This window comes from Enterobacter sp. DVT3837 (assembly GCF_056238685.1).
Genome location: NZ_JBWDLA010000001.1, coordinates 1,680,108 through 1,707,068, shown reverse-complemented (window position 1 = coordinate 1,707,068; position 26,961 = coordinate 1,680,108). Strand labels below are relative to the sequence as shown.

General features: G+C 54.1%; 23 protein-coding genes and 4 tRNA genes. 9 read left to right on the top strand and 18 right to left on the bottom strand.

What is annotated here, in order from left to right; translation table 11 throughout:
- Positions 1–36: 36 nt before the first annotated feature.
- The 5 genes from hemC to AC0XWG_RS08340 all read left to right on the top strand — a co-directional run bounded on the left by hemC (position 37) and on the right by AC0XWG_RS08340 (position 5,511).
- The gene (gene hemC / locus AC0XWG_RS08360) at positions 37–978 is read left to right on the top strand and encodes a hydroxymethylbilane synthase (RefSeq protein ID WP_134708730.1); all 942 of its coding nucleotides are present in this window, start codon (positions 37–39) and stop codon (positions 976–978) included.
- Positions 975–1,715, top strand: a complete 741-nt coding sequence (gene hemD, locus AC0XWG_RS08355; RefSeq protein WP_108091174.1) for a uroporphyrinogen-III synthase — start codon at positions 975–977, stop codon at positions 1,713–1,715. The genes hemC and hemD overlap by 4 nt, the downstream gene beginning before the upstream one ends.
- Positions 1,716–1,735: 20 nt before the next feature.
- Positions 1,736–2,926 (top strand): uroporphyrinogen-III C-methyltransferase, encoded by a 1,191-nt coding sequence (gene hemX / locus AC0XWG_RS08350; protein ID WP_128348555.1) that lies wholly within the window; start codon positions 1,736–1,738, stop codon positions 2,924–2,926.
- A 2-nt stretch (positions 2,927–2,928) separates the two neighbouring features.
- Positions 2,929–4,128 carry a protoheme IX biogenesis protein HemY gene (gene hemY / locus AC0XWG_RS08345; protein WP_028018197.1) on the top strand — a complete coding sequence of 400 codons (1,200 nt, stop codon included), beginning with the start codon at positions 2,929–2,931 and terminating at the stop codon, positions 4,126–4,128.
- A 171-nt stretch (positions 4,129–4,299) separates the two neighbouring features.
- Positions 4,300–5,511: an MFS transporter gene (locus AC0XWG_RS08340; protein WP_128348556.1), complete on the top strand. Its 1,212-nt coding sequence runs from the start codon at positions 4,300–4,302 to the stop codon at positions 5,509–5,511.
- Between the two features lie 505 nt (positions 5,512–6,016).
- Here AC0XWG_RS08340 and AC0XWG_RS08335 read toward each other — a convergent pair.
- From AC0XWG_RS08335 to trxA, 17 genes are all read right to left on the bottom strand, one after another.
- Positions 6,017–6,093: transfer RNA gene (locus AC0XWG_RS08335), tRNA-Pro, on the bottom strand.
- Positions 6,094–6,138: 45 nt separating this feature from the next.
- Positions 6,139–6,224: transfer RNA gene (locus AC0XWG_RS08330), tRNA-Leu, on the bottom strand.
- Positions 6,225–6,245: 21 nt separating this feature from the next.
- Positions 6,246–6,321 (bottom strand) — tRNA-His (locus AC0XWG_RS08325).
- A gap of 67 nt (positions 6,322–6,388) precedes the next feature.
- Positions 6,389–6,465: transfer RNA gene (locus AC0XWG_RS08320), tRNA-Arg, on the bottom strand.
- A 102-nt stretch (positions 6,466–6,567) separates the two neighbouring features.
- Positions 6,568–7,953, bottom strand: coding sequence for a bifunctional threonine/serine APC transporter ThrP (thrP, locus tag AC0XWG_RS08315; protein ID WP_128348557.1), 1,386 nt, complete (start codon positions 7,951–7,953; stop codon positions 6,568–6,570).
- Between the two features lie 197 nt (positions 7,954–8,150).
- Entirely contained in the window at positions 8,151–8,891 is a 741-nt protein-coding gene (gene wecG, locus AC0XWG_RS08310; RefSeq protein WP_028018200.1) for a lipopolysaccharide N-acetylmannosaminouronosyltransferase, read from the bottom strand.
- Between the two features lie 12 nt (positions 8,892–8,903).
- Positions 8,904–10,256: an ECA oligosaccharide polymerase gene (wzyE, locus tag AC0XWG_RS08305; RefSeq protein WP_128348558.1), complete on the bottom strand. Its 1,353-nt coding sequence runs from the start codon at positions 10,254–10,256 to the stop codon at positions 8,904–8,906.
- Positions 10,253–11,332 (bottom strand): TDP-N-acetylfucosamine:lipid II N-acetylfucosaminyltransferase, encoded by a 1,080-nt coding sequence (locus AC0XWG_RS08300; protein WP_128348559.1) that lies wholly within the window; start codon positions 11,330–11,332, stop codon positions 10,253–10,255. Before AC0XWG_RS08300 ends, wzyE begins: the two co-directional genes overlap by 4 nt.
- Entirely contained in the window at positions 11,329–12,579 is a 1,251-nt protein-coding gene (gene wzxE, locus AC0XWG_RS08295) for a lipid III flippase WzxE (RefSeq protein ID WP_128348560.1), read from the bottom strand. The genes AC0XWG_RS08300 and wzxE overlap by 4 nt, the downstream gene beginning before the upstream one ends.
- Position 12,580: 1 nt before the next feature.
- The gene (rffA, locus tag AC0XWG_RS08290) at positions 12,581–13,711 is read right to left on the bottom strand and encodes a dTDP-4-amino-4,6-dideoxygalactose transaminase (RefSeq protein ID WP_128348561.1); all 1,131 of its coding nucleotides are present in this window, start codon (positions 13,709–13,711) and stop codon (positions 12,581–12,583) included.
- Positions 13,712–13,715: 4 nt separating this feature from the next.
- Positions 13,716–14,393: a dTDP-4-amino-4,6-dideoxy-D-galactose acyltransferase gene (gene rffC, locus AC0XWG_RS08285; protein ID WP_028018205.1), complete on the bottom strand. Its 678-nt coding sequence runs from the start codon at positions 14,391–14,393 to the stop codon at positions 13,716–13,718.
- Complete coding sequence (gene wecC / locus AC0XWG_RS08280) at positions 14,390–15,652, bottom strand: UDP-N-acetyl-D-mannosamine dehydrogenase (protein ID WP_128348562.1); 1,263 nt, start codon at positions 15,650–15,652, stop codon at positions 14,390–14,392. Before wecC ends, rffC begins: the two co-directional genes overlap by 4 nt.
- Entirely contained in the window at positions 15,649–16,779 is a 1,131-nt protein-coding gene (gene wecB / locus AC0XWG_RS08275; RefSeq protein WP_028018207.1) for a non-hydrolyzing UDP-N-acetylglucosamine 2-epimerase, read from the bottom strand. Before wecB ends, wecC begins: the two co-directional genes overlap by 4 nt.
- A gap of 56 nt (positions 16,780–16,835) precedes the next feature.
- Complete coding sequence (gene wzzE / locus AC0XWG_RS08270; protein ID WP_108091181.1) at positions 16,836–17,882, bottom strand: ECA polysaccharide chain length modulation protein; 1,047 nt, start codon at positions 17,880–17,882, stop codon at positions 16,836–16,838.
- 13 nt (positions 17,883–17,895) lie between these two features.
- Complete coding sequence (gene wecA, locus AC0XWG_RS08265; protein ID WP_128348563.1) at positions 17,896–18,999, bottom strand: UDP-N-acetylglucosamine--undecaprenyl-phosphate N-acetylglucosaminephosphotransferase; 1,104 nt, start codon at positions 18,997–18,999, stop codon at positions 17,896–17,898.
- A gap of 242 nt (positions 19,000–19,241) precedes the next feature.
- The gene (gene rho / locus AC0XWG_RS08260; protein WP_001054528.1) at positions 19,242–20,501 is read right to left on the bottom strand and encodes a transcription termination factor Rho; all 1,260 of its coding nucleotides are present in this window, start codon (positions 20,499–20,501) and stop codon (positions 19,242–19,244) included.
- A gap of 345 nt (positions 20,502–20,846) precedes the next feature.
- Positions 20,847–21,176 carry a thioredoxin TrxA gene (gene trxA / locus AC0XWG_RS08255; protein ID WP_006179218.1) on the bottom strand — a complete coding sequence of 110 codons (330 nt, stop codon included), beginning with the start codon at positions 21,174–21,176 and terminating at the stop codon, positions 20,847–20,849.
- Between the two features lie 144 nt (positions 21,177–21,320).
- On the opposite strand from trxA, the gene rhlB reads away from it, so the two are divergent.
- Positions 21,321–22,586, top strand: a complete 1,266-nt coding sequence (rhlB, locus tag AC0XWG_RS08250) for an ATP-dependent RNA helicase RhlB (protein ID WP_028018210.1) — start codon at positions 21,321–21,323, stop codon at positions 22,584–22,586.
- A gap of 6 nt (positions 22,587–22,592) precedes the next feature.
- Positions 22,593–24,077 carry a guanosine-5'-triphosphate,3'-diphosphate diphosphatase gene (gppA, locus tag AC0XWG_RS08245; RefSeq protein WP_108091182.1) on the top strand — a complete coding sequence of 495 codons (1,485 nt, stop codon included), beginning with the start codon at positions 22,593–22,595 and terminating at the stop codon, positions 24,075–24,077.
- Positions 24,078–24,128: 51 nt separating this feature from the next.
- Here gppA and rep read toward each other — a convergent pair whose 3' ends face one another.
- On the bottom strand, positions 24,129–26,153 hold the full coding sequence (gene rep, locus AC0XWG_RS08240) for a DNA helicase Rep (RefSeq protein WP_028018212.1): 2,025 nt from the start codon (positions 26,151–26,153) through the stop codon (positions 24,129–24,131).
- 112 nt (positions 26,154–26,265) lie between these two features.
- On the opposite strand from rep, the gene ppiC (AC0XWG_RS08235) reads away from it, so the two are divergent.
- Both ppiC (AC0XWG_RS08235) and ppiC (AC0XWG_RS08230) read left to right on the top strand, forming a co-directional pair.
- Positions 26,266–26,547, top strand: coding sequence for a peptidylprolyl isomerase PpiC (gene ppiC / locus AC0XWG_RS08235; protein ID WP_049008154.1), 282 nt, complete (start codon positions 26,266–26,268; stop codon positions 26,545–26,547).
- Between the two features lie 50 nt (positions 26,548–26,597).
- The gene (gene ppiC / locus AC0XWG_RS08230) at positions 26,598–26,879 is read left to right on the top strand and encodes a peptidylprolyl isomerase PpiC (protein ID WP_023309650.1); all 282 of its coding nucleotides are present in this window, start codon (positions 26,598–26,600) and stop codon (positions 26,877–26,879) included.
- Positions 26,880–26,961: the final 82 nt, after the last annotated feature.

The following is a 26,961-nucleotide window of genomic DNA, read 5'->3' as shown; positions in this document are numbered from 1 at the left end:
TAGGATGGTTAGCGATTGATAATGACGGTAACAAGCATGTTAGACAATGTTTTGAGAATTGCCACACGCCAAAGCCCTCTTGCGCTCTGGCAGGCACATTATGTGAAGCAGCGCCTTGAAGCCTGCCACGGTGGATTGCGCGTCGAGCTAGTGCCGATGGTCACGCGTGGTGATGTGATCCTTGATACGCCGCTGGCGAAAGTGGGCGGCAAAGGCCTGTTTGTCAAAGAACTGGAACTGGCATTGCTTGAGAACCGCGCTGATATTGCCGTACATTCGATGAAAGACGTACCCGTCGAGTTTCCGGAAGGGCTGGGTCTGGTGACGATCTGCGAGCGCGAAGACCCGCGTGACGCGTTTGTCTCTAACCACTATGACTCGCTTGATGCGCTGCCTGAGGGCAGTGTGGTTGGCACGTCCAGTTTACGCCGTCAGTGTCAGTTGGCAGAGCGTCGTCCGGACCTGATCATCCGCTCGCTGCGCGGTAACGTCGGCACGCGTCTGAGCAAGCTGGATAACGGCGATTACGATGCCATTATTCTTGCGGTGGCGGGTCTGAAGCGTCTGGGGCTGGAGTCGCGCATTCGTGTGGCGTTGCCACCGGAGCTGTCGCTGCCCGCCGTGGGTCAGGGTGCGGTCGGCATTGAGTGCCGTCTGGACGATGCGCGAACCCGCGCACTCCTTGCCCCTCTGAACCATGACGAGACCGCTATTCGCGTAAAAGCCGAACGTGCGATGAATACCCGCCTCGAAGGGGGATGCCAGGTGCCGATTGGCAGCTATGCTGAATTAATTAACGGTGAGCTGTGGTTGCGTGCACTGGTTGGCGCACCGGACGGTTCGCAGATGGTACGCGGTGAGCGTCGCGGCAAAGCACAGGATGCCGAGCAGCTTGGCGTGTCGCTGGCAGAAGAGTTACTGGATAACGGCGCCCGCGAGATTCTGGCTGACGTTTATAATGGAGAACCCCCTGCATGAGTATTCTTGTCACCCGCCCTTCTCCCGCAGGAGAGCAATTAGTGAGCCGTCTGCGCGCACTGGGGCAGGTGGCCTGGAGTTTTCCGCTTATTGAATTCTCCCCGGGTCGGGAACTGTCTGTGCTCGCCGACCAGATGAATACCCTTCAGGAAGGCGATCTGCTGTTCGCGCTGTCGCAACATGCCGTGGAATATGCCCACGCACAGCTGCAACAGCAAGGTCTGACCTGGCCAACCGCCCCCCGCTATTTCGCGATTGGCCGCTCGACGGCGCTGGCTTTACATACCATCAGCGGTGCGAATGTGCGTTACCCGTTAGATCGGGAAATCAGCGAAGTCTTGCTACAATTACCTGAATTACAAACTATTGCCGGCAAGCGTGCGCTGATTTTACGCGGTAACGGCGGACGTGAACTGTTGGGTGAAACGCTGCTGGAGCGTGGAGCTGATATCACGTTCGTTGAGTGTTATCAGCGTTGTGCAAAACACTACGATGGCGCGGAAGAGGCGATGCGCTGGCACGCGCGAGGCATCAATACGCTGGTGGTGACCAGCGGTGAAATGTTACAACAGCTTTGGGCACTGATACCGCTTTGGTATCGCGAAAACTGGTTACTCCGCTGTCGACTTCTGGTCGTCAGTGAGCGTCTGGCGAACAAGGCCCGGGAACTGGGCTGGCAGGATATTCGGATCGCTGATAACGCCGACAACGATGCGCTGCTGCGCGCATTACAATAACTCTCAAATGGGAAGCCATAATGACGGAACACGATAAATCCTCCGCCGTGGTTGAAGAGACCAGGGAGACTGTGGACGCGACGCCACAGCCAGAGACGAAAGAGAACATCGCTGAGAAGAAAAACGGCAGCAACAAAAAAAGCCTCGCGCTGAGCGCGATTGCCATCGCTATTGCGCTGGCGGCCGGCGTTGGCCTGTACGGTTTGGTGAAACAACAGAGTGCTAACCAGACGGCTACCAGCGACGCACTGGTGAATCAGCTTACGGCTCTGCAAAAAGCGCAAGAGACACAGAAAACCGAACTGGAAGCGGTGATTAAACAGCAGGCAACCGCACTGGCCGATGCGAACAGTAAACAAGAAGAGTTGACCAAACAGCTGGGCGACGTGCAGCAGAAAGTGGCGACGATCTCCGGCACCGATGCTAAAACCTGGCTGCTCTCCCAGGCTGACTTCCTGGTGAAGCTCGCCGGGCGTAAGCTCTGGAGCGATCAGGATGTCACCACTGCCGCCGCACTGCTGAAAAGTGCCGATGCGAGCCTGGCGGACATGAACGATCCAAGCCTCATCACCGCACGTCGTGCGATCACCGAAGACATCGCCAGCCTCTCCGCCGTCTCACAGGTGGATTACGATGGCATTATCCTCAAAGTGAACCAGCTTTCGAATCAGATTGATAACCTGCAGCTGGCAGATAACAACGACGACGACTCCCCGATGGATTCCGACGGCACCGAGCTTTCCAGCTCCCTGAGCGAATGGCGTGTGAACCTGCAAAAAAGCTGGCAGAACTTTATGGACAGCTTTATCACTATCCGCCGTCGCGACGAAACCGCCGTTCCGCTGTTAGCGCCGAATCAGGATATTTATCTGCGCGAAAACATTCGTTCCCGCCTGCTGGTTGCCGCCCAGGCCGTGCCGCGTCATCAGGAAGAGACCTACAAACAGGCGCTGGATAACGTCTCTACGTGGGTACGCGCTTACTACAATACCGATGATGCGACCACCACCGCCTTCCTCGAAGACATTGATAAACTGAGCCAGCAGAACATCACCATGAACGTGCCAGATAAGCTGGAAAGCCAGCCGATTCTGGAGAAGCTGATGCAGACGCGAGTGCGTAATTTGCTGGCACAGCCAGGTGTACCGGCTGAGCAAACTGGCGGAGCCGCTCCTGCTCCTGCACCTGAAAACGCGCCGCAAGGAGAGTAATGATGCTAAAAGTCCTCTTACTCTTCATCCTGCTGATCGCCGGGATCGTGCTGGGTCCAATGCTTGCCGGTCATCAGGGTTACGTCCTGATCCAGACCGATAACTACAACATCGAAACCAGCGTAACGGGTCTTGCGATCATTCTGATCCTCGGTGTGGTCGTGCTGTTTGCTGTCGAGTGGGTCCTGCGCCGTATTTTCCGCACCGGCGCGCATACGCGTGGCTGGTTCGTGGGTCGTAAGCGCCGTCGCGCCCGTAAGCAAACCGAACAGGCACTGCTGAAACTTGCGGAAGGTGACTATCAGCAGGTTGAAAAGCTGATGTCAAAAAACGCCGATCATGCCGAACAGCCAGTAGTGAACTATTTGCTGGCCGCGGAAGCCGCGCAACAGCGGGGTGACGAAGTCCGCGCTAATCAACATCTGGAACGTGCGTCTGAACTGGCGTCTAACGACCCGATTCCGGTGGAAATTACGCGTGTTCGTCTGCAACTGGCACGCAATGAAAATCACGCCGCACGTCACGGCATCGACCGCCTGCTGGAAATTGCGCCACGTCACCCGGAAGTTCTGCGTCTGGCTGAGCAGGCGTATATTCGGACCGGTGCATGGGGTTCACTGCTGGACATCATTCCATCAATGGCGAAGGCCGAAGTGGGTGATGATGAACATCGTGATGAGCTTCAGCGCCTGGCATGGATTGGCCTGATGGATCAGGCTCGCGCCGATTTGGGCAGCGACGGTCTGAAAACCTGGTGGAAGAATCAGAGCCGGAAAACGCGTCAGCAGATCCCACTGCAGGTGGCAATGGCAGAACATCTTATTGAATGTGACGATCATGACACCGCGCAGGAGATCCTTCTCGACGGTCTCAAACGCCAGTATGACGATCGGCTGGTGATGGTGATCCCACGCCTGAAAACCAACAATCCAGAACAAATTGAAAAAGTGCTGCGTCAGCAGATTAAAACCGTCGGTGACCGTCCGCTGCTGTGGAGCACGCTGGGTCAGTCGTTGATGAAGCATGGCGAATGGCAGGAAGCGAGCCTCGCCTTCCGCGCGGCACTGAAACAGCGTCCGGATGCGTTTGACTACGCATGGCTTGCCGATACGCTGGACAAACAGCATAAGCCCGAAGAGGCAGCCGCCATGCGACGTGATGGGTTGCTGTTGACGCTGCAAAACAACGGTACCCAGCAATAAATAAACAGGAGGCCAAATGGCCTCCTTTTTTTATCGCCCATCTCCTGCTACATTCTTTGTACCCATATCTGCAAACGCACCCGCCAATGTAACGATGTCTTTTCATTAACCTTTTTCACACACGCGCACATTCTGCAGCGTGGACTAAATTGTTTTTGAAAGGAAATCTTCATGAACTCGCTTTTGTATGCGCTTATTGAAGCGCTGCGCGGCCACCGCTGGCTGCGCCTGCTTGCCTGTGCTTTTATCTTTACTTCGCTGGGAAATGGTTTAACCCAGGTTGTGGTCTCCGGTTTGCTGTTAGCGTGGTCAGCCTCGCCAGCGCTGCTAACCCTCGCTTTTCTTTTCGCTACGGTACCAGGATTTGTCGGTAGCCTGATCGGTGAAAAGCTGTGCTCGAGCTATTCTCCAATATCTCTGCTGATACTGACCGAAGGACTGGGCTTGCTCGCCCTGCTCTTTCCCTTGTTTGGCGTGGGTTATCACAGCATTGCCGCTTTACTCGCCGTGCAATCCACCGAAGCGCTGCTCAGCGGGATGAGTTGGCCCGCGCTGACGTTGCTCTTTAAGCGCGGGCTCAGTGAAGCGGAGTTACCTGCGGCAACCTGTCTGGAAACTGTGATTTTTGCTTCTCAGGTGTTGTTAGGAACCGGACTGGGCGTAGTGCTGTTCCAGAAGACATCCGTGTTTACACTGCTGGCTGTTGATGCCGCCAGCTTTCTCGGGTCACTGTTAATGCTATGGCTGGCTGAGCGCCAGTTTTCTGCACCATCACTCCCGCCCCCTGATGAAGAGAAAGCGCCTGCGGCGTTACGCTGGCGAGCGTTGACCAGTCGGCAAAAACGCAGCCTGCTCATCCTCCCAGCGCTGGCAGCCGTCGGTTCACCGGCGATGGCGCTCCTTCCGGCACTCGCGCAACAGATCCATCCTCAGAATGCGGCGGGTCTTGCGCTGCCTCTGCTTTTCGCGAGGAGTATGGGACAGCTTTGCGGCCCCATGCTGCTAAAAAGAGACAGCCTGGCGCACTTTGCTGCCCACACATCGCGAATCATCGTTTGTCTCGGTATCTTTCTGGCCGCTTATGGCATGCTTCCGTTTTTATCCGGATGGGTGGCCTGTGCGCTGGGGATGATCTTTATCGCACATCTGGCTTCGAATGTTCTCTTTGCGGCTGGCACGTTTGCTGTTCTTAGTAGCTTTGATGACACGCAAACCGCTTCAGCCAGCGGTAAAGCCTGGCGCTGGCAAACGCTCAGCGCCTCTCTTTTCACCGGCATCGCAGCGATGGTGGCAACCGGATTTGGCTCAGTACAGGCACTCTATACCGTCTCGTCAGTGGCTCTACTGATCGTTGCTCTGATCATGTGCTTTTATCGGGAGTAAGACATAAAAAAACGCCTGCTATAAAAGCAGGCGTTAAAACAGGTCTATAAGACAACATATTTGGTGCTTCACTCAACGTTGTGTCCATGGTGTTTGATGAGGCCGAAGCGACATCTGTCAGTGGACGATAAGCACCGTAAATGGCTCTGCGTCATTCCTGAGTTTATGAGGCACTAAGGCGAACATAAGAGATGGAATGAGCATCTACACGCATATTATTGCACGTAACGTGCCAACATAACACTCCGAACTTTTACACCGCGCAACATTTTAAGATAAAAGGAAATTATGCTGTTAAGCACCCTCTGAGGCCCGACAATAATCCGGCAAACACAACAATATGTCTCCTGGAGGAGACAGTAAAATCAGCAAAGGATTTTTTTCTATTTTTTCAATGAATTGCATGTCGCTAAATCGCGACAATAAATGTAGGTGCTGTCGGGGGATTGCTACAGGATGAAAAGGAGCAGAAAACAAAAAACCCCGCCGAAGCGGGGTTCAAAATTGGTCGGCGAGAGAGGATTCGAACCTCCGACCCACTGGTCCCAAACCAGTTGCGCTACCAAGCTGCGCTACTCGCCGATGTACTGCTTTTTGAATTTTTAGTTCAATTCATTTAAAAAGTCGTGGTGCGAGGGGGGGGACTCGAACCCCCACATCCTAAGGACACTAACACCTGAAGCTAGCGCGTCTACCAATTCCGCCACCTTCGCAATTCACAACTCTTTCAATAATGGGGTGGCTAATGGGATTCGAACCCACGACAACTGGAATCACAATCCAGGGCTCTACCAACTGAGCTATAGCCACCACTGTATTCTTAACTCACGCGGTACTGACTACTTCTCAGACCACCGCAGCTCCAGCACCGGGTAAATGGTGCGCCCGACAGGATTCGAACCTGAGACCTCTGCCTCCGGAGGGCAGCGCTCTATCCAGCTGAGCTACGGGCGCTTAGCGCCGTTGCGGGGCTGGATATTACGTACCTCCGTCCCCGCTGTCTAGTGCTTTTTTGAAAAAAATGCGCGTTTGGTTATGGTTTGCACATTTTGCCGCTTATTCCTCCACTTTCTGCGTGGTGGCACGGTTACCCAGGCCAAAAAGCTTATACGCAGCTGTCACTGCCGCCAGGAAGATCACCCCGACAAACAGCGACATGCGGGTATCTTCATTAAAGTACATTCCGATTAATACGCAAACCAGGAACGCCATCGTTAAATAGTTCGCATACGGGAACAGAATTGAGCGGAACGGATGGCTTTCAATCGCCTTTTTATGCGCATGGCGGAAACGCAGCTGGCTTATCAGGATAACAAACCACGGCACCATGCCTGGCAGCACGCTGGCGCTATAGACGTAAACAAATACGCGCTGCGGGTTAGGAATGATGTAATTCAGACAAGAGCCAACCAGCAGTATCGCAATGGAGACCGCCACGCCCGCAACCGGAACGCCAGCACGTGAGACTTTACTCATCGCCGCAGGCAGCTGGTTATTCTTCGAGAGTGCATAAAGCATACGACCACAGCTGTACATTCCACTGTTACAGCCTGACAATGCCGCCGTCAGTACCACAAAGTTGATGATACCTGCCGCCGCCGTGATGCCAATTTTCGCGAAGGTTAAAACAAACGGGCTACCGGTCGTGCCAATTTCGTTCCACGGGAAGATGGTCACGATGACGAAGATCGCGCCCACATAGAAAATCAGGATACGCCACAGCACCTTACCCACCGCACTACGCAGCGTGACTTGCGGGTTTTTCGCTTCACCGGCGGTAATACCGATAAGCTCCACGCCCTGATACGAGGCCACAACGATACACAGCGCCGTCAGGAAGCCCTTCCAGCCGCCAGCGAAGAAGCCGCCGTTTTCAGTCAGGTTACCAAAGCCGATAGCGTGTCCGCCGTTGCCAAAGCCGAAGAAAATCACGCCCAGGCCAACGACAATCATCACGATAATCGTGGTGACTTTAATCATTGCGAACCAGAACTCAATTTCACCGTAAAGGCGCACGGCGGCCAGATTTGCCAGCGCCACCAGCCCTACGGCAATGAGCGCGGGTATCCACTGAACCATGTCCGGGAACCAGAACTGGACGTAGACCCCTATCGCGGTGATCTCTGAGATGCCTACCGCCATCCACATAAACCAGTATGACCACGCCGTCAGGTAGCCGAAGAACGGGCTCATATAGCGATGCGCGTAAACGGCGAAAGAACCGGTCACTGGCTCCAGGAAGAGCATTTCGCCCATCGAACGCATAATGAAGAAAACAAACAGCCCGGCGATAATATACGCCAGTAATACGGAAGGGCCTGCCCATTTGAGCGTACTTGCGGAGCCCATAAACAGGCCGACGCCGATAGTGCCGCCCAGCGCTATCAGTTCAATATGACGAGCTTCCAGCCCACGCTGTAGCTCCGGTTTTTTCTCTGCCATAGATCCTCGATTGTGTTTGCTGTTTCCCGACTTAAGACCGGGTATTGTTTTTTAGGGGTACTAAAATACGGAGCGAATGGTTTCTTAAAATCTGCCAAATGGCAAACGATGCATTAAAAAAATGAATGCATTGCACAGATTATCAGCAGTTTTGCAGGGGAGTTGCAGCGCGAATAGCATATCGCGCTACATTTTGATTACATTTTCCCGGTGTAATGCCAGGCGAGGTAGCGAAGCAGGCGAATCTGTCGTTTAATGCGCGTCGGTTGCGATAGCAGGCGGTACAGCCACTCAAGGCCCAGATTTTGCCAGACCTTGGGCGCACGCTTAACGTGGCCAGTAAAGACGTCGTACGTGCCGCCGACGCCCATGTACAGGGCATCCGGGCAGACCAGACGGCAGTCACGCATCAGGATCTCCTGGCGCGGGGAACCCATCGCCACGGTGACAATTTTCGCCCCGCTGTCGCGAACGCGCGCAAACAGCGCCTGCCGATCTTCCGGTTTGAAGTACCCATCCTGGCTGCCGACAATATTAACATTCCATTGACGACGCAGTTTCTCCTCCGTCTGGACCAGTATCTCCGGCTTCCCGCCAATCAGGAACACGGGCGTGCCCTGCGCACCTGCGCGGGCCATAAGCTGCTCCCAGAGATCGGCACCCGCCACGCGGGAAACATTAGCGTCAGGATACTTTTTACGGATTGAGCGAACCACGCTGATACCGTCCGCGTATTTAAACTCAGCGGCTTCAATCAGACTTTTGACTTCCGCATTATCCTCAACTGCCAGCATTTTTTCCGCATTGATGGCCACCAGCGTCCCGGATTTCATTTGGCCGTCGGCAAAAAGAAAATCCAGTGCGTGCTGCATGTCGCGCCAGCCAATAAGCTGCAAACCACGTAGCGCATAGCGCGGTGCAGACGTTTTATCAGTCATTACTATCCTTACTCAGACTTGCGACAGCGTTGTGCTGCCCTGCGGCTCGCGCTTGTGCACAAGCCCTGCACTGTCAAACAGCCAGTACAACAATTTAGCCAGTAACAGGCAGACGCCGAAAATGACCATGAAGAACACCACGCGCGAAACGAATGAGTCCAGCCCTTCGCGCGCCAGAACGATCATATTGAAAATGGCACCAAAGCAGAAACTGTGCAAAATGGCCGCTTTATAGCGGTTGGTCTCTTCGTTACCACGCACGTAAAGCCAGTCGAACCACTTAATAATCAACCCTACGGCAACGGCCCCGGGCAGAATGAACCACGCCCCACCCATCACGACCAGAGAGCCAATCAGCGTTGGCGAGATGGCCAGTCCGGAATGGTTGTTCAGTACTTCCCAGGTAAAATAGTTCGCGGTATTGAGCACCACGCCAGGACGGTCCGGCCATAGCCAGGAAGGGATAAAGACGTAGAAGTCGCGAACGATTGGCGCCAGGCCCTGGAAATCAATCTTGTCGTAGTTTTGCAGCAGTAATGCCAGGTTTTCCCACGGCGAGAAGGTATCACGCGTCAGGTAGAGGAACGTGTAAAACGCTTCATCACCCGCCACATTCATTCCGTAGCGCTTCAGTGCCAGCCAGAACATCCCCACAATGCCAAACGCGCCAGCCGCCACCAGCATCCACAGCGAGATCCAGCCGCGAATAATGCCGATAAACAGGAAGATCGCGAAGGCGATAATGATGTTCGCGCGCGTCCCCCCCACAATCATGTAGGTCAGAATGCCGAACGCGACGGTGCTGACCAGGAAGAACAGCCACGCTTTGCTGTCCTGGCGCAGGAAGAAGATCACCAGCATTGCCGGAATGAAGAAGTAGAAGAAACGCTTAAGCGCCACGCCTGAGACTTCGGCCGAAAAAATCTGGCTGTAGGAGTGCAGCTTAAACAGCAGGAAGCCGTTATGCATGAAGAAAATGCCGACACTGACCAGGGCGATGGTCATTAGCATCACCCATGTCAGGTGGGTCTCCACCCTGTTCATGGTAAAAAGCGCCCGGCGTGGTGCGGTTGCCTGCGTTGAACGCAGCCGCGTTTTATAGGTGACGTAGTAAACTGCATAGAAACAGGTTGCAGCCAGAAGTGCCTGGAGCAAAATTTCTGGTGGCGCGACGCTCACGTCGAAGCGGAAGACCAGAATGCTGGTCAGTGGGAAGCCAAAAAAGAACGTCAGCAAAAACAGTAACGAGAAGAACACGTTAAAGTTGAAACGCACGCGGCGGAATTCGAACCAGGTGAGCGTAGCGATAAACAGCGTGCTCAGAAGCCAAACGACCAGCAAACCGCTGAATTGCAACTGGCTCATGCTTTGCCTCCTGCAGCGATACGCAGCGCACGGTGCCACGGCGAGAGGTAATTCGGGCTAAAGAAGTCGATGGAATTTTTGTCCACCAGCGCCAGTTGTCGCTGTGCTTCCCGAACAACTTCTTCATTAAGCACATCGGTGGTAAACAGCACCGGCAGATTCTGCTCGACCATATCTTGCCAGAACGGATTATCGCGATTAAGTACACAGGGGATCCCGGCCTGAATCAGCAGACACAGTGTGCCAATCCCCTGCTGGCGGGCAAAGATAAAATACCCGAGATCGCATTTCCTCAGCAGCGCAAGGTACTCATCAAATTCCAGCTTGTTATCGAGAATTTGCAAATTCCCGGCGCTGAATAACGCCAGCCCCTGTTGGCGAACCTCGTCGATATAGGCGTCGTTGTTGAGGGGGTAACCCATCGGGACAACCACATTGACGGTATCGCCAAATTGCTGATGAACAGCCCTGAGCGCGGCAGCATGTTCGTTGCTGCGATCGCCAGAGTTACCGACCAGAATCGTCAGTTTCCCCTCCCGTGGCGTGCCGGTCCCCATGGTGTTAAGCGCCGGGTTCATTCGGGTCGGGAAATAGAGCAATTCGCCGCGCACATCAGGATGCTGTTTCGCAAAATAATTCAGATCGCCACGGGTGGCAAAAACACAGCCCACGCGTCCCTGCGCCATGCGACGCAGCGGGTAGAAAAGCCGGAATTTCCAGCCGCGGGAAACCTCGTAAAGATCGGCCCCCCAGATATGCCAGCTGCACTGGGAGGGTTTAATTACGCCGCTTAACAATGCCAGCCACAGACCGGTATTAAACTGCCCGTGGAAGAAGAAGCGTTGCTCACGATCCGCTTTGGCTTTGGCAACGACCGCCTTCGCCAGCGTAGCCTTATCCGGCCAGAATGCGATCCTCAGCGCCGGAAACGCCTCGCTCAGGCCCTTATCCTGACCTGCAACCATAAATTCACGCGCATCAGGATCGTCCGATGCCAGCTCATCGTTAAAGAACCGCAATACGGTCTGGTTATGGTGTGGGATATCCGATCCCAGGATGTGAATCAGTGCAGTCATGCGCGTTTACGCCAAAGTAAAAATACGCCGCAACAGGCAGCAAAATAAACGATATAGGTTGCCATGTAGGCCTGAGCCGCCCCCAGCGCCCCGTGTGCGGGGATCAACCAGTGCGAGAACGCCGTCAGGAGCGTAAACTGGCTAATCTCAGCCAGGATATACAGCCGCAGCGAGGCTTTCGCAATCACCAGATAGCCAAAAACGTAAGCACCCACTTTCAGCACATCACCCACCAGCTGCCAGGCGAAGAGATCGCGCATGGCGGTGAACTTCGCCGAGAACAGCAGCCAGATGGCAACATCGCGCAGTAACCAGACGGTAAAGCTGGCCGCCGCGACGGCCGGCAACACAAAGCGCAGAGATCGAAAAATCTCACGGGTAATATCCTGTCTGGACGTCAGGCGCGATAAGGTTGGCAGTAAATAAACGCTAAAGGAAGCCGTTATAAACTGGAGGTAGGCGTCGGAAATACTGCTTACGCCCTGCCAGATCCCCACTTCATCCCAGCTATAATGCGCCGCCAGCAGGTTTCGCATCATCACGTAGGCCACCGGCAGCGTGACGGAGGTGATGAGCGCCATCAGGGTAAATTTACCCAGCTGGCTGGCAATCATCGTGTCCCATTGCGGTTTCAGGTAGCTCAGAGGGATGACGCCCCGACGCATCAGCATAAACGCCGCTGGCACAACAACCAGCGCCGGGACCAGCGCCAGCCCCAGAAGTGCGCCTTCATAGCCGCCCAGGCGAAAGCAGAAGTAATAGGCAATCACGCCGATGACGCTGCCCAGGATTAAGGCAAGCGCGTTCCCGGCAGCATCACGAAACCCTTTCATCAGCGCCAGCAGCAGGTTAGCCCAGGCAATTCCCATCTGGACCAGCGCAACCAGACGCACCAGCCCCTGGTAATGGGTGTGCCCGAACAACCCCTGGCTGATGGGCGCCGCCGCCAGCAGAAAAATCATCGCCATCAGGGTCGAAAAACCCGTGACCATCGCCGAAGAGGTGCCCACCACTCTGCGCAGCTGAGGCGCATCATCGTGATACTGCGCAACGTATTTGGTCACGCCGTTGAAGATGCCGGCACCGGCCAGCACCCCAAGGACGGTGACAAGCTGGCGGAAATTACCCGCCAGCCCCACGCCAGAGGGGCCAAATGAGACGGCCAGCAGCTTGACGACCAGCAGCCCGGCGCCAATTTTTACAAGCGTGGACGCGGCGGTCCACACCGATGCTTTTGCCAGAGACATATCAGCCGAAATAACTCAGAAGGGTATTAATCACCGTACGCTGGTTAACAGGCGCGAGGTTGTAGAACAGTGGCAGGCGAAGCAAACGCTCACTTTCTTTCGTGGTGTAACGATCTTCACCCGCGAACGTGCCAAACGCTTCTCCGGCCGGGCTGGAGTGCAGCGGGATATAGTGGAACACCGCCATAATCTCGGCCTCTTTCAGCCAGGCGATAAGCTCGCTGCGGTCGTCGTTATCGCGCAGCTTGATGTAGAACATATGCGCATTGTGGACGCAATCTGCCGGGATGGTCGGCAGTTCAATACGCCCGGCTTTGGCCAGAGGCTCAAGCGCATCGTAATAGGTTTGCCACAGGGAAAGACGCTGAAGGTTGATACGTTCCGCCGCTTCCAGCTGCGCCCACAGATAGGCCGCCTGCAGATCCGCCATCAGATAGCTTGAGCCAATATCGCGCCAGGTATATTTGTCGACCTGGCCACGGAAGAACTGGCTACGGTTGGTGCCTTTTTCGCGGATCACTTCCGCACGCTCCACCAGCGCCCGGTCGTTAATCAGCGTCGCACCACCTTCTCCACCCGCCGTGTAGTTTTTAGTTTCGTGGAAACTAAAGCAGCCAATATGGCCGATCGTGCCCAGCGCGCGTCCCTTGTAGGTCGACATCACGCCCTGGGCGGCATCTTCCACCACGAACAGATTATGTTTTTTGGCGAGCGCCATGATGGTGTCCATTTCACAGGCCACACCCGCGTAGTGAACCGGCACGATCGCGCGCGTTTTGTCGGTGATAGCCGCTTCAATCAACGTCTCGTCAATGTTCATGGTATCCGGGCGGATATCCACAAAGACGATTTTCGCCCCGCGCAGGACAAACGCGTTCGCTGTGGAAACGAAGGTATAGCTCGGCATGATGACTTCATCGCCGGGCTGGATATCCAGCAGCAGCGCCGCCATTTCCAGCGATGCCGTACAGGACGGGGTCAGCAGCACTTTGGCGCTGCGAAAACGCTGTTCCATCCACTGCTGGCAGCGACGGGTAAAACCGCCGTCACCACAAAGTTTGCCGCTGCCCATGGCAGACTGCATATAGTCGAGTTCCGTTCCGACGACGGGTGGTGCGTTAAATGGAATCATCTTGTCACCTGTATAACCAGTAGGCGGTGGCGTCGATGTTGGCACCACTCGCAATATAACGTTTAAGCGCAGCGGTGTTGCCCACCTGGGTCGCCACCCGCAGCGTCGAAACCTGCTGCTGTTGCGCCCAGTGCATCGCCGCCTGCATGAGTTTTTCACCCATGCCACGCCCGGCTAATAAGCCAATACGCGCCTCACGCTCGTTGAGCTTACGCAGAGAGACGAACCCCTGGATTTGACCGTCTCCAGCACGAAAAACCAGGCAGACGTGGTCAAAGGTGCCTTTGACCGCATTCTCCACCCACTGCGCGTAGAAACGACCGCTGTCGTCAGGCGCGTACCAGGGCGTGCGAAAACGGCTCTGAGCAAACGCCCGAACCGCCATCTGACGCAGCACGGGAATATCCTGTTCGGTTGCAAATTCCGCGCCTGACGCATCATGCCGGGTGAGCGTTATAGAAAGATCGACCTCACCTTCAACCAGCTTAAAGCCGTGTTGCTGGAGCGCATCAAGCAGGTCAGCACGGTCTGCTGGGATCTTAGCCTGAACCCTCTGCCAGGCAGTAAAGTCAGATTCCGTCAGTGCCGGCGCATTATCGCGCAGACGCACAATAGCCGAAGGTAGACCGAAAAAGGTACTCTCCCAGTTCAGGGGTTCAAGCACCCCATTCAGGCTACTCAACGCCAGACACCTTTGGTATCAACAATATACTGCTGACGAACAGCTGCGCCGGACGTCGCTTTAAATTCTTTATGATCCACCAGCAGCACCAGCACATCCGCCGTCGCCAGCGCATCCTCCAGCACGGTCAGCGTACAGTGTCCTGCCAGTTTTGCCGGCAACTCATGAATATTCGGTTCGACCACCAGCGTTTCGCCCTTGTGCCATCCGGCAATCATCTCAGCAATTTCCATTGCCGGGCTTTCACGCAAATCATCAATGTTCGGTTTAAATGCCAGACCAAAGCAGGCAATTTTCAGTTCACTGGCGCGCTTGCCGCTCTCTGCCAGACAATCCGCAACCGTGGTTTTAACCTGATTGAGTACCCAGTGAGGTTTGCTGTCGTTCACTTCACGCGCGGTGCGAATCAGACGTGCCTGCGCCGGGTTTTGCGCCACGATAAACCACGGATCGACGGCGATACAGTGACCGCCCACGCCAGGGCCTGGCTGCAGAATGTTGACGCGCGGATGGCGATTCGCCAGGCTGATTAACTCCCAGACGTTAATCCCCTGATCGGCGCAGATCAGCGACAACTCATTCGCAAACGCGATATTGACGTCACGGAAGCTGTTTTCCGTCAGCTTGCACATCTCGGCGGTGCGGGAGTTAGTCACCACACACTCACCTTCCAGGAAAATCTTGTACAGCGCGCTGGCACGTTCGGAACAGACTGGCGTCATACCGCCAATCACGCGGTCGTTTTTAATCAGTTCGACCATGACCTGCCCCGGCAGCACGCGCTCCGGACAGTAGGCAATATTGACATCGGCCTGCTCACCCGCCTGCTGCGGGAAGCTGAGATCGGGACGCGCTTCAGCCAGCCACTGCGCCATCTGCTCGGTTGCCCCAACCGGAGAAGTTGATTCCAGGATCACCAGCGCCCCTTTCTTCAGCACAGGCGCAATGGATTTCACCGCCGACTCGACGAAGGCCATGTCGGGCTCGTGGTCGCCTTTAAATGGCGTTGGAACAGTAATCAGGTACGCATCAGCTTCAACAGGCGTCGTGCTGGCTCGCAGGAAGCCCCCCTCAACCGCCTCTTTCACCACGCGATCAAGATCGGGCTCCACAATATGAATTTCGCCACGGTTAATGGTTTCTACCGCACGCGCGTTGATATCCACCCCGACAACCTGCTTTTGACGGGAGGCAAACGCTGCCGCAGTAGGCAAGCCAATATAGCCAAGACCAATGACAGAGATGGTAGTAAAACTCATAGCGATATCCGATTGTGTTTAAGTGCATGCAAAATACGACCACAAGCCTGCCCGTCTCCGTACGGATTATGGGCCCGGCTCATCGCCTGATACTCTTCATCGTCGTGCAGCAGGCGCGTGACCTCTTCGACGATCAACTGTGTGTCGGTGCCGACCAGGCGTACCGTTCCCGCTTTGACGGCTTCCGGACGCTCGGTCGTTTCACGCATCACCAGAACGGGCTTGCCAAGGGACGGTGCTTCTTCCTGAATGCCACCAGAATCGGTGAGGATCAGCCAGGCATGATTCATCAACCAGACAAACGGCATGTAATCCTGAGGTTCAATGAGAAGGACATTTTCGACATGACCCAGGATGCGGTTGACGGGCTCGCTAACATTTGGGTTGAGATGCACCGGATAAACTATCTGTACATCGTCGTTCTGCGCGGCAATTTCAGCCAGTGCATGACAGATTTGCTCAAAGCCCCGACCAAAGCTTTCACGACGGTGACCAGTGACCAGAATGGTTTTTTTGCCATTGTGCAGGAAGGGGTAACGGGCAGCGAGGTCCTTCTGCAGATCGTTGTTTGCCAGTACACGGTCGCGTACCCAGATCAACGCATCAATGACCGTATTGCCGGTTACAAAGATTTTGTTATCAGCGATATTTTCACGCAGCAAGTTCTGACGCGAGTTTTCGGTTGGCGCAAAGTGGTACATGGCCAGATGACCGGTGAGCGTGCGGTTGGCCTCTTCCGGCCATGGGGAATATAGGTTTCCGGTACGCAGACCCGCCTCAACATGACCGACGGGAATACGCTGGTAAAACGCAGCCAGACTTGTCGCCACGGTGGTGGTGGTGTCACCGTGAACCAGTACAACGTCAGGTTTGAATGACTCCAGAATCGGCTTGAGCTCTTGCAGAATCCGGCAGGTTATCTCGGTCAACCCTTGCCCCGGCTTCATAATATTGAGGTCATAATCCGGGACGATGGAAAAGAGCGTTAAGACCTGATCGAGCATCTCACGGTGTTGGGCTGTGACGCACACTTTCGCTTCAATATCAGGATCATTGGCCAGCGCGTGAACCAGAGGTGCCATCTTAATGGCCTCCGGCCTGGTGCCAAATACGGTAAGTACTTTCACATCGATTCTCTTCGATTAGACGATGAAGGCCTTAGCCTTCATCGTAGACGGCGTTCTTAGTTTGTGCGACGACGCGTTAACGCCACGCCAGCGCCCGTCAGTGCGCCTACAATCCCCCACATGATCATCAGGAATGCACGACGCGGACTATCGCGTTTTACAGGTTCTTCAGGCGTTCGCAAATAACGATAGGTCTGAAAACGCGGGTCCAGCGTTGGACCAACATTCAGGGTAGTGAGCATCGCGCGGTTTTGATCGTAGTCGAGGTCAAAATCAGGGCCAACGGCCTGGAGGTTTTCCAGACGGGCCTGCAGCATTGGGCGACCAAGCAGGAACATCTCAGAATCAGGCAATTCATCAGCCGGGACATCTGTCTCAGTGCGGGAAATATTGCGCTGCTCCGCAATTTTCAGCGCCTGTTCAATATTGTGTACACGGCGAGAGAAAATGGCTTTTGCCACCTCTTCCTGACGTTTTACCTGGGCTTTCATCTGGATGGTACGAGCCGCCCAGGCACCTTTAAGCTCTTCATTCAGATGGCTTGCGGCACGCTGGCTGGCAAACGCGACATACTGGCGCAACAGGTTGTTGGCATCCGGTGCCGTTTCTGCAATCAGCTTAACGCTGTCGTTAACGTTACGCAGCGCATCACCCGGCGTAAACTGGATGTTGTTTATCAGGTCATCCAAAAACGCGGCATCCGCTTTGCTGTTGCCCACCATACGCTGCTTGTAATAATCCGTCTGACTCCAGAAATCGCGGCGTGTATCCCACGAGGCCAGTTGCATCACAAACTCTTTGTATGCCTCATCCATGACGGAAGCCTGATCGGGTGTCGCCAGATTCGCCTTGATATCCAGATTACGCAGGAACTGCTGCTGGGAATAAAACCCGCCGAGCATGTTAACCGTTGGTCTGTCTGTAATTGCTGTGGCGCTCCACTCTTGTTTTGCAAAGAAGGTGTAGGCCAGCGCTAACAGTGCGAACCCCAGCGCGATCCCAGCAATCCAGAGTTTGCCTGCCCATAACACGCGAAACAAACCCCGAATATCCAGTTCATTCTCAGTTACCACTGATTTCGCTCCCGCCAACGGTTGAGTCATCATAGTCCCGGTTTTACTTAGTTAATGTTGTGTTTTTGTCATTGTTACGACGCATCCTGCGTTTCAGACGTTTAATGAATCGCGCCACTTTCCATGCGCGCTTAATACAGTAGCCATACAGGAAGAATGCCAGCAAGAATAATGCCAACATAACCCACTCAGGAAAAATATGAGAATATTCCGCAGCTACGCCAATTGCTGCCAGAATAGCGGCGGCCAGGGTGATCAGAACAAACGCCTGACGTGAAGTAAAACCCGCGCGCATGATGAGATGATGAATATGCTGACGATCAGGAGAGAAAGGACTCATCCCTTTACGCAGACGACGATACATAATCGCCACCATATCCATTAATGGAATGGCAATAATCCACAGTGCTGTTACCGGGCTAATTGGGTGGGTTTCACCCTGTGTGGTTTCCAGCAAAATCCAGATAACGGTAAAACCGATCAACGTACTGCCCGCATCGCCCATAAAGACTTTATAGCGGCGGCCAAGCGCACCAAGGTTTAAAAGGATATAAGGGAGGATGGCGGCAATCATGGCAAAACACCACATTGCCAGACTGTACTGGCCATCAAACCACAAAATAATGCCGATAGCGGCGAACGAGACGGAAGACAATCCACCGAGCAGGCCGTCAATCCCATCTACCATGTTGAAAGCATTGATCGCCGCCCAGACGGCAAAGAGTGTCAGGAAGAAGCCAAATGGACCCAGGACTAACTCCCAGGGACCAAACACATAGCCGAGACTCCGGAGATACAGCCCACCGACAACCATCATAATTACGCCAATCCCCGCCTGAACGGTGGCGCGTATTTTTACCGCGATATCAAATCGGTCATCAAGGGCCCCGATCAGCACCAGAACACCGGCACAGGCGATGTAGAGAGCGGCATGCGGGATATAATAATCGGCAATGCCAAACGTGAAGCAAATCCCTGCATAAACAGAAATCCCGCCGACCAAAGGAATAAGTCCCTGATGACGTTTACGAAAATTAGGTTTATCCACCAACCCTATTCGCTTTGCCACCTTACGGGCGATGAACAAAAAACAGGTTGTGAATAAAAAAATACTGATCAGTTCAGTAACGGCGGTGAATAGATTCACAATGGATTGCTCTCAACAAATGTTAGTCCCGGAAGTATAACCATGAAGCCACTGCCTCAGAAGTAATAAAGATGGCCTCTTACAACTCCCTTTGTATATTTTTCAATCAATTATTTATTTGACTGCACAAACGGTTCTATTGTCGCACCGACCGGTCAAAATTGGGAGTAGGTGATACTAGCGTATAGTCCATAAAAGAAAAACGCCACGTAAAAACGTGGCGTTCACTGGCTTTATTTGCGTTACGAGCGTTTCATCATGTCGAAGAAATCGTCGTTGGTTTTGGTCATCGCCAGTTTATTAATGAGGAACTCCATTGCATCGATTTCACCCATTGGATGGATGATTTTGCGCAGGATCCACATTTTCTGCAGCTCTTCCTGTGTGGTGAGCAGCTCTTCTTTACGGGTACCGGAACGGTTGTAATCGATAGCCGGGAAGACGCGTTTTTCTGCAATCTTACGAGAGAGGTGCAGTTCCATGTTGCCTGTGCCTTTAAACTCTTCGTAGATAACTTCGTCCATTTTAGAGCCGGTATCGATCAGCGCCGTCGCGATGATGGTCAGGCTGCCGCCCTCTTCCACGTTACGTGCAGCACCGAAGAAACGCTTCGGACGATGCAGGGCGTTGGCATCCACACCACCGGTCAATACTTTACCGGAAGCCGGAACCACAGTGTTGTACGCACGGGCCAGACGCGTAATGGAGTCGAGCAGGATGATCACGTCTTTCTTGTGCTCAACCAGGCGTTTCGCCTTCTCGATAACCATTTCCGCAACCTGAACGTGACGAGATGCAGGTTCGTCAAAGGTAGAAGCCACAACTTCACCTTTAACCAGACGCTGCATTTCCGTTACTTCTTCCGGACGTTCGTCAATCAGCAGCACCATCAGCACACAGTCTGGGTGGTTATAGGCAATGCTCTGCGCGATGTTCTGCAGCAGCATGGTTTTACCCGCTTTTGGCGGTGCCACAATCAGACCACGCTGACCACGACCAATTGGTGATGCCAGGTCCAGAACACGCGCAGTTAAGTCTTCGGTAGAACCATTACCACGCTCCATGCGCAGGCGAGAGTTCGCGTGCAGCGGCGTTAAGTTCTCAAAAAGGATCTTGTTACGTGAGTTTTCTGGTTTGTCGTAGTTAACTTCATTAACTTTCAACAGCGCAAAGTAGCGTTCACCCTCTTTAGGAGGACGAATCTTACCTGAAATGGTGTCACCAGTGCGGAGGTTGAAACGGCGGATTTGGCTAGGGGATACGTAGATGTCGTCAGGGCCGGCGAGGTAGGAGCTGTCTGCAGAGCGGAGGAAACCAAATCCGTCTTGCAATATCTCCAGCACACCGTCGCCAAAGATATCTTCGCCACTCTTCGCGTGCTGCTTCAGGATGGCGAAAATGATGTCCTGCTTGCGCATACGAGCCTGGTTTTCCAGCCCCATATTTTCGCCGAGAGTGATCAGCTCAGAAACCGGCGTATTCTTTAATTCGGTAAGATTCATAATGGTGTGGGTTCTTAAACTCGGGGTGATTCTCGAACTTAATGTTGTGAATGGTATGGCAGGGTCATCCATGCCTGTTTAGCGGCCATCAACTCATGTCTGTTCGCTGTCTGGTCACAGGGAAAGAACGCAGAACTGAAACGACAAGACGGATTGAGTGACAAGCCCGGAATTTAGCCACTTCACGCACTGTATAAGTCAACAACGGGAAGTATCGGGTAAAACAAGATTCAAACAACAAGATATGTTTAAAACGAAGTCATAGCTAACTTAGCACGACTTCAGCCGGGCGTCCAGAGTTCCTCATCATTTAGCCGGGAGCTCTGAACGCACAGCGGAGAAACCTTACGCCAGGTTAGCGTCGAGGAACTCTTTCAGTTGACCTTTGGACAGCGCGCCCACTTTGGTCGCCGCCACTTCGCCGTTTTTGAACAGCAGCAGGGTCGGAATGCCACGGATACCGTATTTTGGTGCGGTGCCCGGGTTCTGGTCGATGTTCAGCTTGGCAACGGTCAGTTTGCCCTGATATTCGTCGGCGATCTCATCCAGAATCGGGGCGATCATTTTGCAAGGACCACACCATTCAGCCCAGAAATCGACGAGGATCAGCCCGTCAGCCTTAAGTACGTCCGTGTCAAAACTGTCGTCAGTCAGGTGAATAATTTTATCGCTCATATATAACTCCACAGGAATAAGCCTGGTACGTTGGTTTTGTCTCCACCAACGACGTGTTGATGTCGCATTAACCAACTAAAGGTTGACTTTATTTCACCGGATACGCTTTCGTAAAGCAATAGTAAGCTGATATTCTACCACACTATGAGCAAAACACATTTAACAGAACAGAAGTTTTCCGACTTCGCCCTGCACCCAAAGGTGACGGAAGCCCTTGAAAAAAAAGGGTTTCATAACTGCACGCCCATTCAGGCCCTCGCGCTGCCGCTAACGCTGGCCGGTCGCGATGTTGCAGGGCAGGCGCAAACCGGTACTGGCAAAACGATGGCGTTCTTAACGTCAACGTTTCATTATTTACTTTCTCATCCAGCGATTGCAGACCGCAAAGTTAACCAGCCGCGTGCGCTAATTATGGCCCCAACGCGAGAACTGGCGGTACAGATCCATGCAGACGCTGAGCCCCTGGCACAGGCTACCGGCTTGAAGCTTGGCCTGGCCTATGGCGGCGACGGCTACGATAAACAGCTTAAAGTGCTGGAAAGCGGTGTGGATATCCTGATCGGTACCACGGGCCGCCTCATTGATTACGCTAAACAGAACCACATTAACCTCGGTGCCATCCAGGTTGTGGTGCTGGATGAAGCTGACCGTATGTACGATCTGGGCTTCATTAAAGACATCCGCTGGCTGTTCCGTCGCATGCCTCCGGCAAATCAGCGTCTGAACATGCTGTTCTCCGCGACCCTTTCTTATCGCGTACGTGAGCTGGCGTTCGAGCAGATGAACAACGCCGAATACGTGGAAGTGGAGCCCGAGCAGAAAACAGGTCACCGCATTAAAGAAGAGCTCTTCTATCCATCTAATGAAGAGAAAATGCGTCTGCTGCAAACGCTGATCGAAGAAGAGTGGCCAGACCGCGCCATTATTTTCGCGAACACCAAACACCGCTGCGAAGACATCTGGGGTCATCTGGCTGCAGACGGTCACCGTGTTGGCCTGCTGACCGGCGATGTGGCGCAGAAAAAACGCCTGCGTATTCTTGAAGAATTTACCCGTGGCGATCTCGATATTCTGGTCGCAACCGACGTGGCAGCACGTGGTTTACACATTCCAGCCGTGACGCACGTCTTTAACTATGACCTGCCAGATGACTGCGAAGACTATGTTCACCGTATCGGTCGTACCGGTCGTGCGGGCGCAAGCGGTCACTCTATTAGCCTTGCGTGTGAAGAGTATGCGCTGAATCTTCCAGCCATTGAGACCTACATCGGTCACTCTATTCCGCAGAGCAAATACAATCCGGAAGCGCTGCTAAGCGAACTGCCGCCGCCTAAGCGCCTTACCCGCGCCCGCTCCGGCAATGGCCCGCGTCGCTCTGGCGCACCGCGTAATCGTCGTCGTTCAGGTTAAGAAAATATGCTCAGTTCCACCTCGCTTTATGCGGCAATTGATCTCGGTTCGAATAGTTTTCATATGCTGGTTGTGCGCGAGGTGGCGGGAAGCATACAAACGCTGACGCGTATTAAGCGCAAGGTCCGCCTCGCGGCGGGCCTGAGCAGCGATAACCACCTATCCCATGAAGCCATGGAACGTGGCTGGCAGTGTCTACGGCTCTTTGCTGAGCGTCTGCAGGATATCCCGCATTCCCAAATTACCGTTGTCGCCACGGCGACGCTCCGCCTGGCAGTTAACGCCGTAGATTTTATTGCTAAAGCGCAGGAAATTCTGGGGTGTCCGGTTCAGGTTATCAGCGGTGAAGAAGAAGCCCGCCTGATCTATCAGGGCGTTGCCCATACGACAGGAGGTGACGATCGCCGTCTGGTCGTGGATATCGGCGGTGCCAGCACCGAACTCGTGACCGGCACCGGCGCCCAAGCAACGTCACTGTTCAGCCTGTCGATGGGCTGCGTGACCTGGCTTGAGCGCTACTTCACTGACCGGAATCTGGGGAAAGAAAACTTCGACGAGGCGGAGAATGCCGCACGCGAGGTGTTGCGTCCGGTCATGAATGAACTTCGTTATCACGGCTGGAAAGTCTGCGTGGGTGCTTCTGGCACTGTGCAGGCCTTGCAGGAAATCATGATGGCGCAGGGAATGGATGAGCGGATCACGCTTGCCAAGCTCCAGCAGCTTAAACAGCGCGCTATTCAGTGTGGGCGGCTGGAAGAGCTTGAAATTGAAGGCCTGACGCTTGAACGTGCGCTGGTTTTCCCGAGCGGGCTGGCCATTCTGATTGCGATTTTCACCGAGCTAAACATTCAGTGTATGACGCTGGCTGGCGGCGCACTGCGAGAAGGCCTGGTCTATGGGATGTTGCATCTGTCGGTTGATCAGGACATTCGCAGCCGTACTCTGCGCAACGTGCAGCGTCGTTTTCTGGTTGATATCGACCAGGCGGGTCGTGTGGCGCAACTGGCATCACGCTTCGCCGATCAGGTTGCCACCGGCTGGGATCTTGACCCTTTGAGCCGTGATTTATTGCTGAGCGCCTGCGCGCTACATGAAGTGGGGCTGAGCATTGATTTCAAACAGGCCCCTGTTCATGCGGCCTATCTGGTACGTAACCTCGATTTACCGGGCTACACGCCTGCACAGAAAAAGTTGCTGGCAACCCTGCTGCTGAACCAGACCAACGCCGTTGACCTCTCCTCTTTACATCAACAAAACGCCGTACCGCCACGCGTGGCCGAGCATCTTTGCCGACTGCTACGTCTGGCGATTTTGTTTGCCAGCCGCCGCCGCGATGATTTGCTACCTGCCATCAATCTGGTCGCTGATGGCGAGAAGCTTTCGCTGACGTTACCGGAAAACTGGATTGATAATCATCCACTTGGGGCAGAGATGATCGAACAGGAGTGCCAGTGGCAGAGTTATGTACACTGGGTTCTTGAAGTGAAGTAATACCCTGAGCATTGCCGGGTGGCGGTTTCGCCATACCCGGCCTTCGAATAATTATCCTTTCTCTTTGGCTTTCGCGAGCATCGCGCGAATGTTCGCCACGTTAGCCTGCCCCTTGTGCATCCGCTCTTCTGCCGTAATCACTTTGCGCTCCTGCTCCCAGATCAGATCGTCCTGCGGTAGCTCCAGCAGAAAACGACTCGGTTCCGGACGCACCAGTTCGCCATACTGACGACGCTCTTTGCACAGTGTAAATGTCAGCTCCTTCTGCGCACGGGTGATCCCGACATAGGCCAGACGGCGTTCCTCGTCGACGTTATCTTCATCAATGCTGCTCTGGTGCGGCAGCAAACCTTCTTCCATACCGACCAGATATACATACGGGAACTCCAGTCCTTTTGACGCGTGTAACGTCATCAGCTGAACCTGGTCAGCCTCTTCCTCGCTCTCGCCACGCTCCATCATGTCGCGAAGGGTAAAGCGGGTGACCACCTGAGTCAGGGTCATTGGCTCATCTATCTCCGAGCCTTCCAGCATTTCGGTCATCCAGCTGAAGAGCTGGTTAACGTTTTTCATCCGCATCTCAGCCGCCTTCGGGCTGGCGGAGGTTTCGTACAACCAGGATTCGTAATCAATACCGTGAATGAGATCGCGCACTGCCGCGACAGGTTCACGTTCCGCAAGGCGCTGCACTTCACCCAGCCAGTGGGTGAAACGGGTTAACGAATCGTAACCACGTCCGGTCAGCGTCTGACTCAGCCCCATATCAAAGCTGGCGGTAAACAGGCTTTTGTTGCGGGTCATCGCCCATTCGCCAAGCTTTTGTAGTGTCGCCGGGCCGATCTCACGTTTCGGGGTGTTCACGATGCGCAGAAACGCGCTGTCATCATCCGGGTTGGTGAGCACGCGCAGATAGGCCAGCAGATCCTTGATTTCAGGACGCGAGAAGAACGACGTACCACCCGAAATTTTGTAGGGGATGCGGTTTTGCATCAGCATCTTTTCAAAGACGCGCGACTGGTGGTTACCGCGATACAGGATGGCGTAATCCTTGTACTCGGTTTTATTCACGAAGTGGTGGGCAATGAGCTCGCCGGTAACGCGTTCAGCCTCATGCTCTTCATTATTGGCACTGAGCACTTTCAGCTCGGTGCCGTAACCCAGTTCGGAGAACAGACGCTTCTCAAACACATGCGGGTTATTGGCGATCAGGATATTCGCCGACTTGAGGATACGCCCGGAAGAACGGTAGTTTTGCTCCAGCTTAATCACCTGCAACGCAGGAAAATCTTTGCTTAACAACACCAAGTTTTGTGGACGTGCACCGCGCCAGGAGTAAATTGACTGGTCATCGTCACCCACCACGGTGAAACGCGCGCGCTGCCCCACCAGCAGCTTCACCAGTTCGTACTGGCTGGTGTTGGTATCCTGATATTCATCCACCAGCAGGTAGCGGATCTTGTTCTGCCAGCGTTCACGTACCTCTTCATTACGCTGAAGCAGCAGCGTTGGCAGGAGGATCAGATCGTCGAAATCCAATACGTTGCACGCTTTCATATGCGCGTCGTACAGACCATAACAGTGCGCGAAGATCCGATCCCGTTCGCCCTTCGCACTCGCTGCCGCCTGTGCAGGCGTCATCAGATCGTTTTTCCAGTTTGAGATCGTCGAGATCAGCTGTTGCAGCAGAACTTTGTCGTCTTCGATCAGGCCTTCGGTGAGCTCTTTGAGCAACGCCACCTGGTCAGTGTCATCGAAAAGAGAGAAGTTAGACTTCATCCCCAGTGCGGCGTATTCGCGTTTAATGATATCCAGCCCCAGGGTATGGAAGGTGGAGATCATCAGCCCGCGCGCCTCTTTGCGCCCCAGCGTCTGGCCAACACGCTCTTTCATCTCGCGCGCTGCTTTATTGGTAAATGTCACCGCCGCAATGTGGCGTGCCTGATAGCCACACCCACGAATTAAGTGGGCGATTTTATTCGTGATCACGCGGGTTTTACCGGAACCCGCCCCTGCCAGCACCAGGCATGGTCCAGTAACGAATTCGACCGCTTGTTGTTGTCCAGGGTTTAAACGCATGGGAATATTGCTCAATCTTCGAACGGGGTGTGGATTGTAGCAGAAAGCCGGGCGCAGATTTACCGGCTAATGATAAAGTGGAGAAATCGCGTTTAACCCGTAGAGCAGAACCATGAAAAAGAGCGCAGCAGCCCTGCATATTCTGGTAAAAGAAGAGAAACTGGCCCAGGAGATCCTTGCCAAGCTGGAGCGCGGCATCAGCTTTGATCATCTGGCAAAGCGCTACTCTAAATGTCCGTCCGGACGCAATGGCGGGGATCTCGGGGAATTTCAACAAGGTGCGATGGTCGGCCCGTTCGATCAGGCAGTCTTTAGCTGCCCGCTCCTGAAGCCCTACGGCCCGGTAAAAACCAAATTTGGCTACCATATCATTAAGGTGCTGTATCGCCGCTGACGCGTGGTATATTGCGCCCCGATTTATTTCAACCAATTCAAGGCACGATCATGGCAAAAACAGCAGCAGCAGTGCACATCCTCGTTAAAGAAGAGAAACTGGCTCTGGATCTTCTGGAGCAAATTAAGAACGGTGCCGACTTCGGTAAGCTGGCGAAGAAGCACTCTATCTGCCCATCAGGCAAACGCGGTGGTGACTTAGGTGAATTCCGTCAGGGTCAGATGGTTCCGGCGTTCGACAAAGTGGTCTTCTCTTGCCCGGTACTGGAGCCAACCGGCCCGCTGCACACGCAGTTCGGTTATCACATTATTAAGGTTCTGTATCGCAAATAAAAAGCCGGGTAGCGGCTGCGCCTTACCCGGCTTACGTCTTAGCGTTTTGTAAGTCGGGTAAGCGAAGCGCCACCCGACAAGG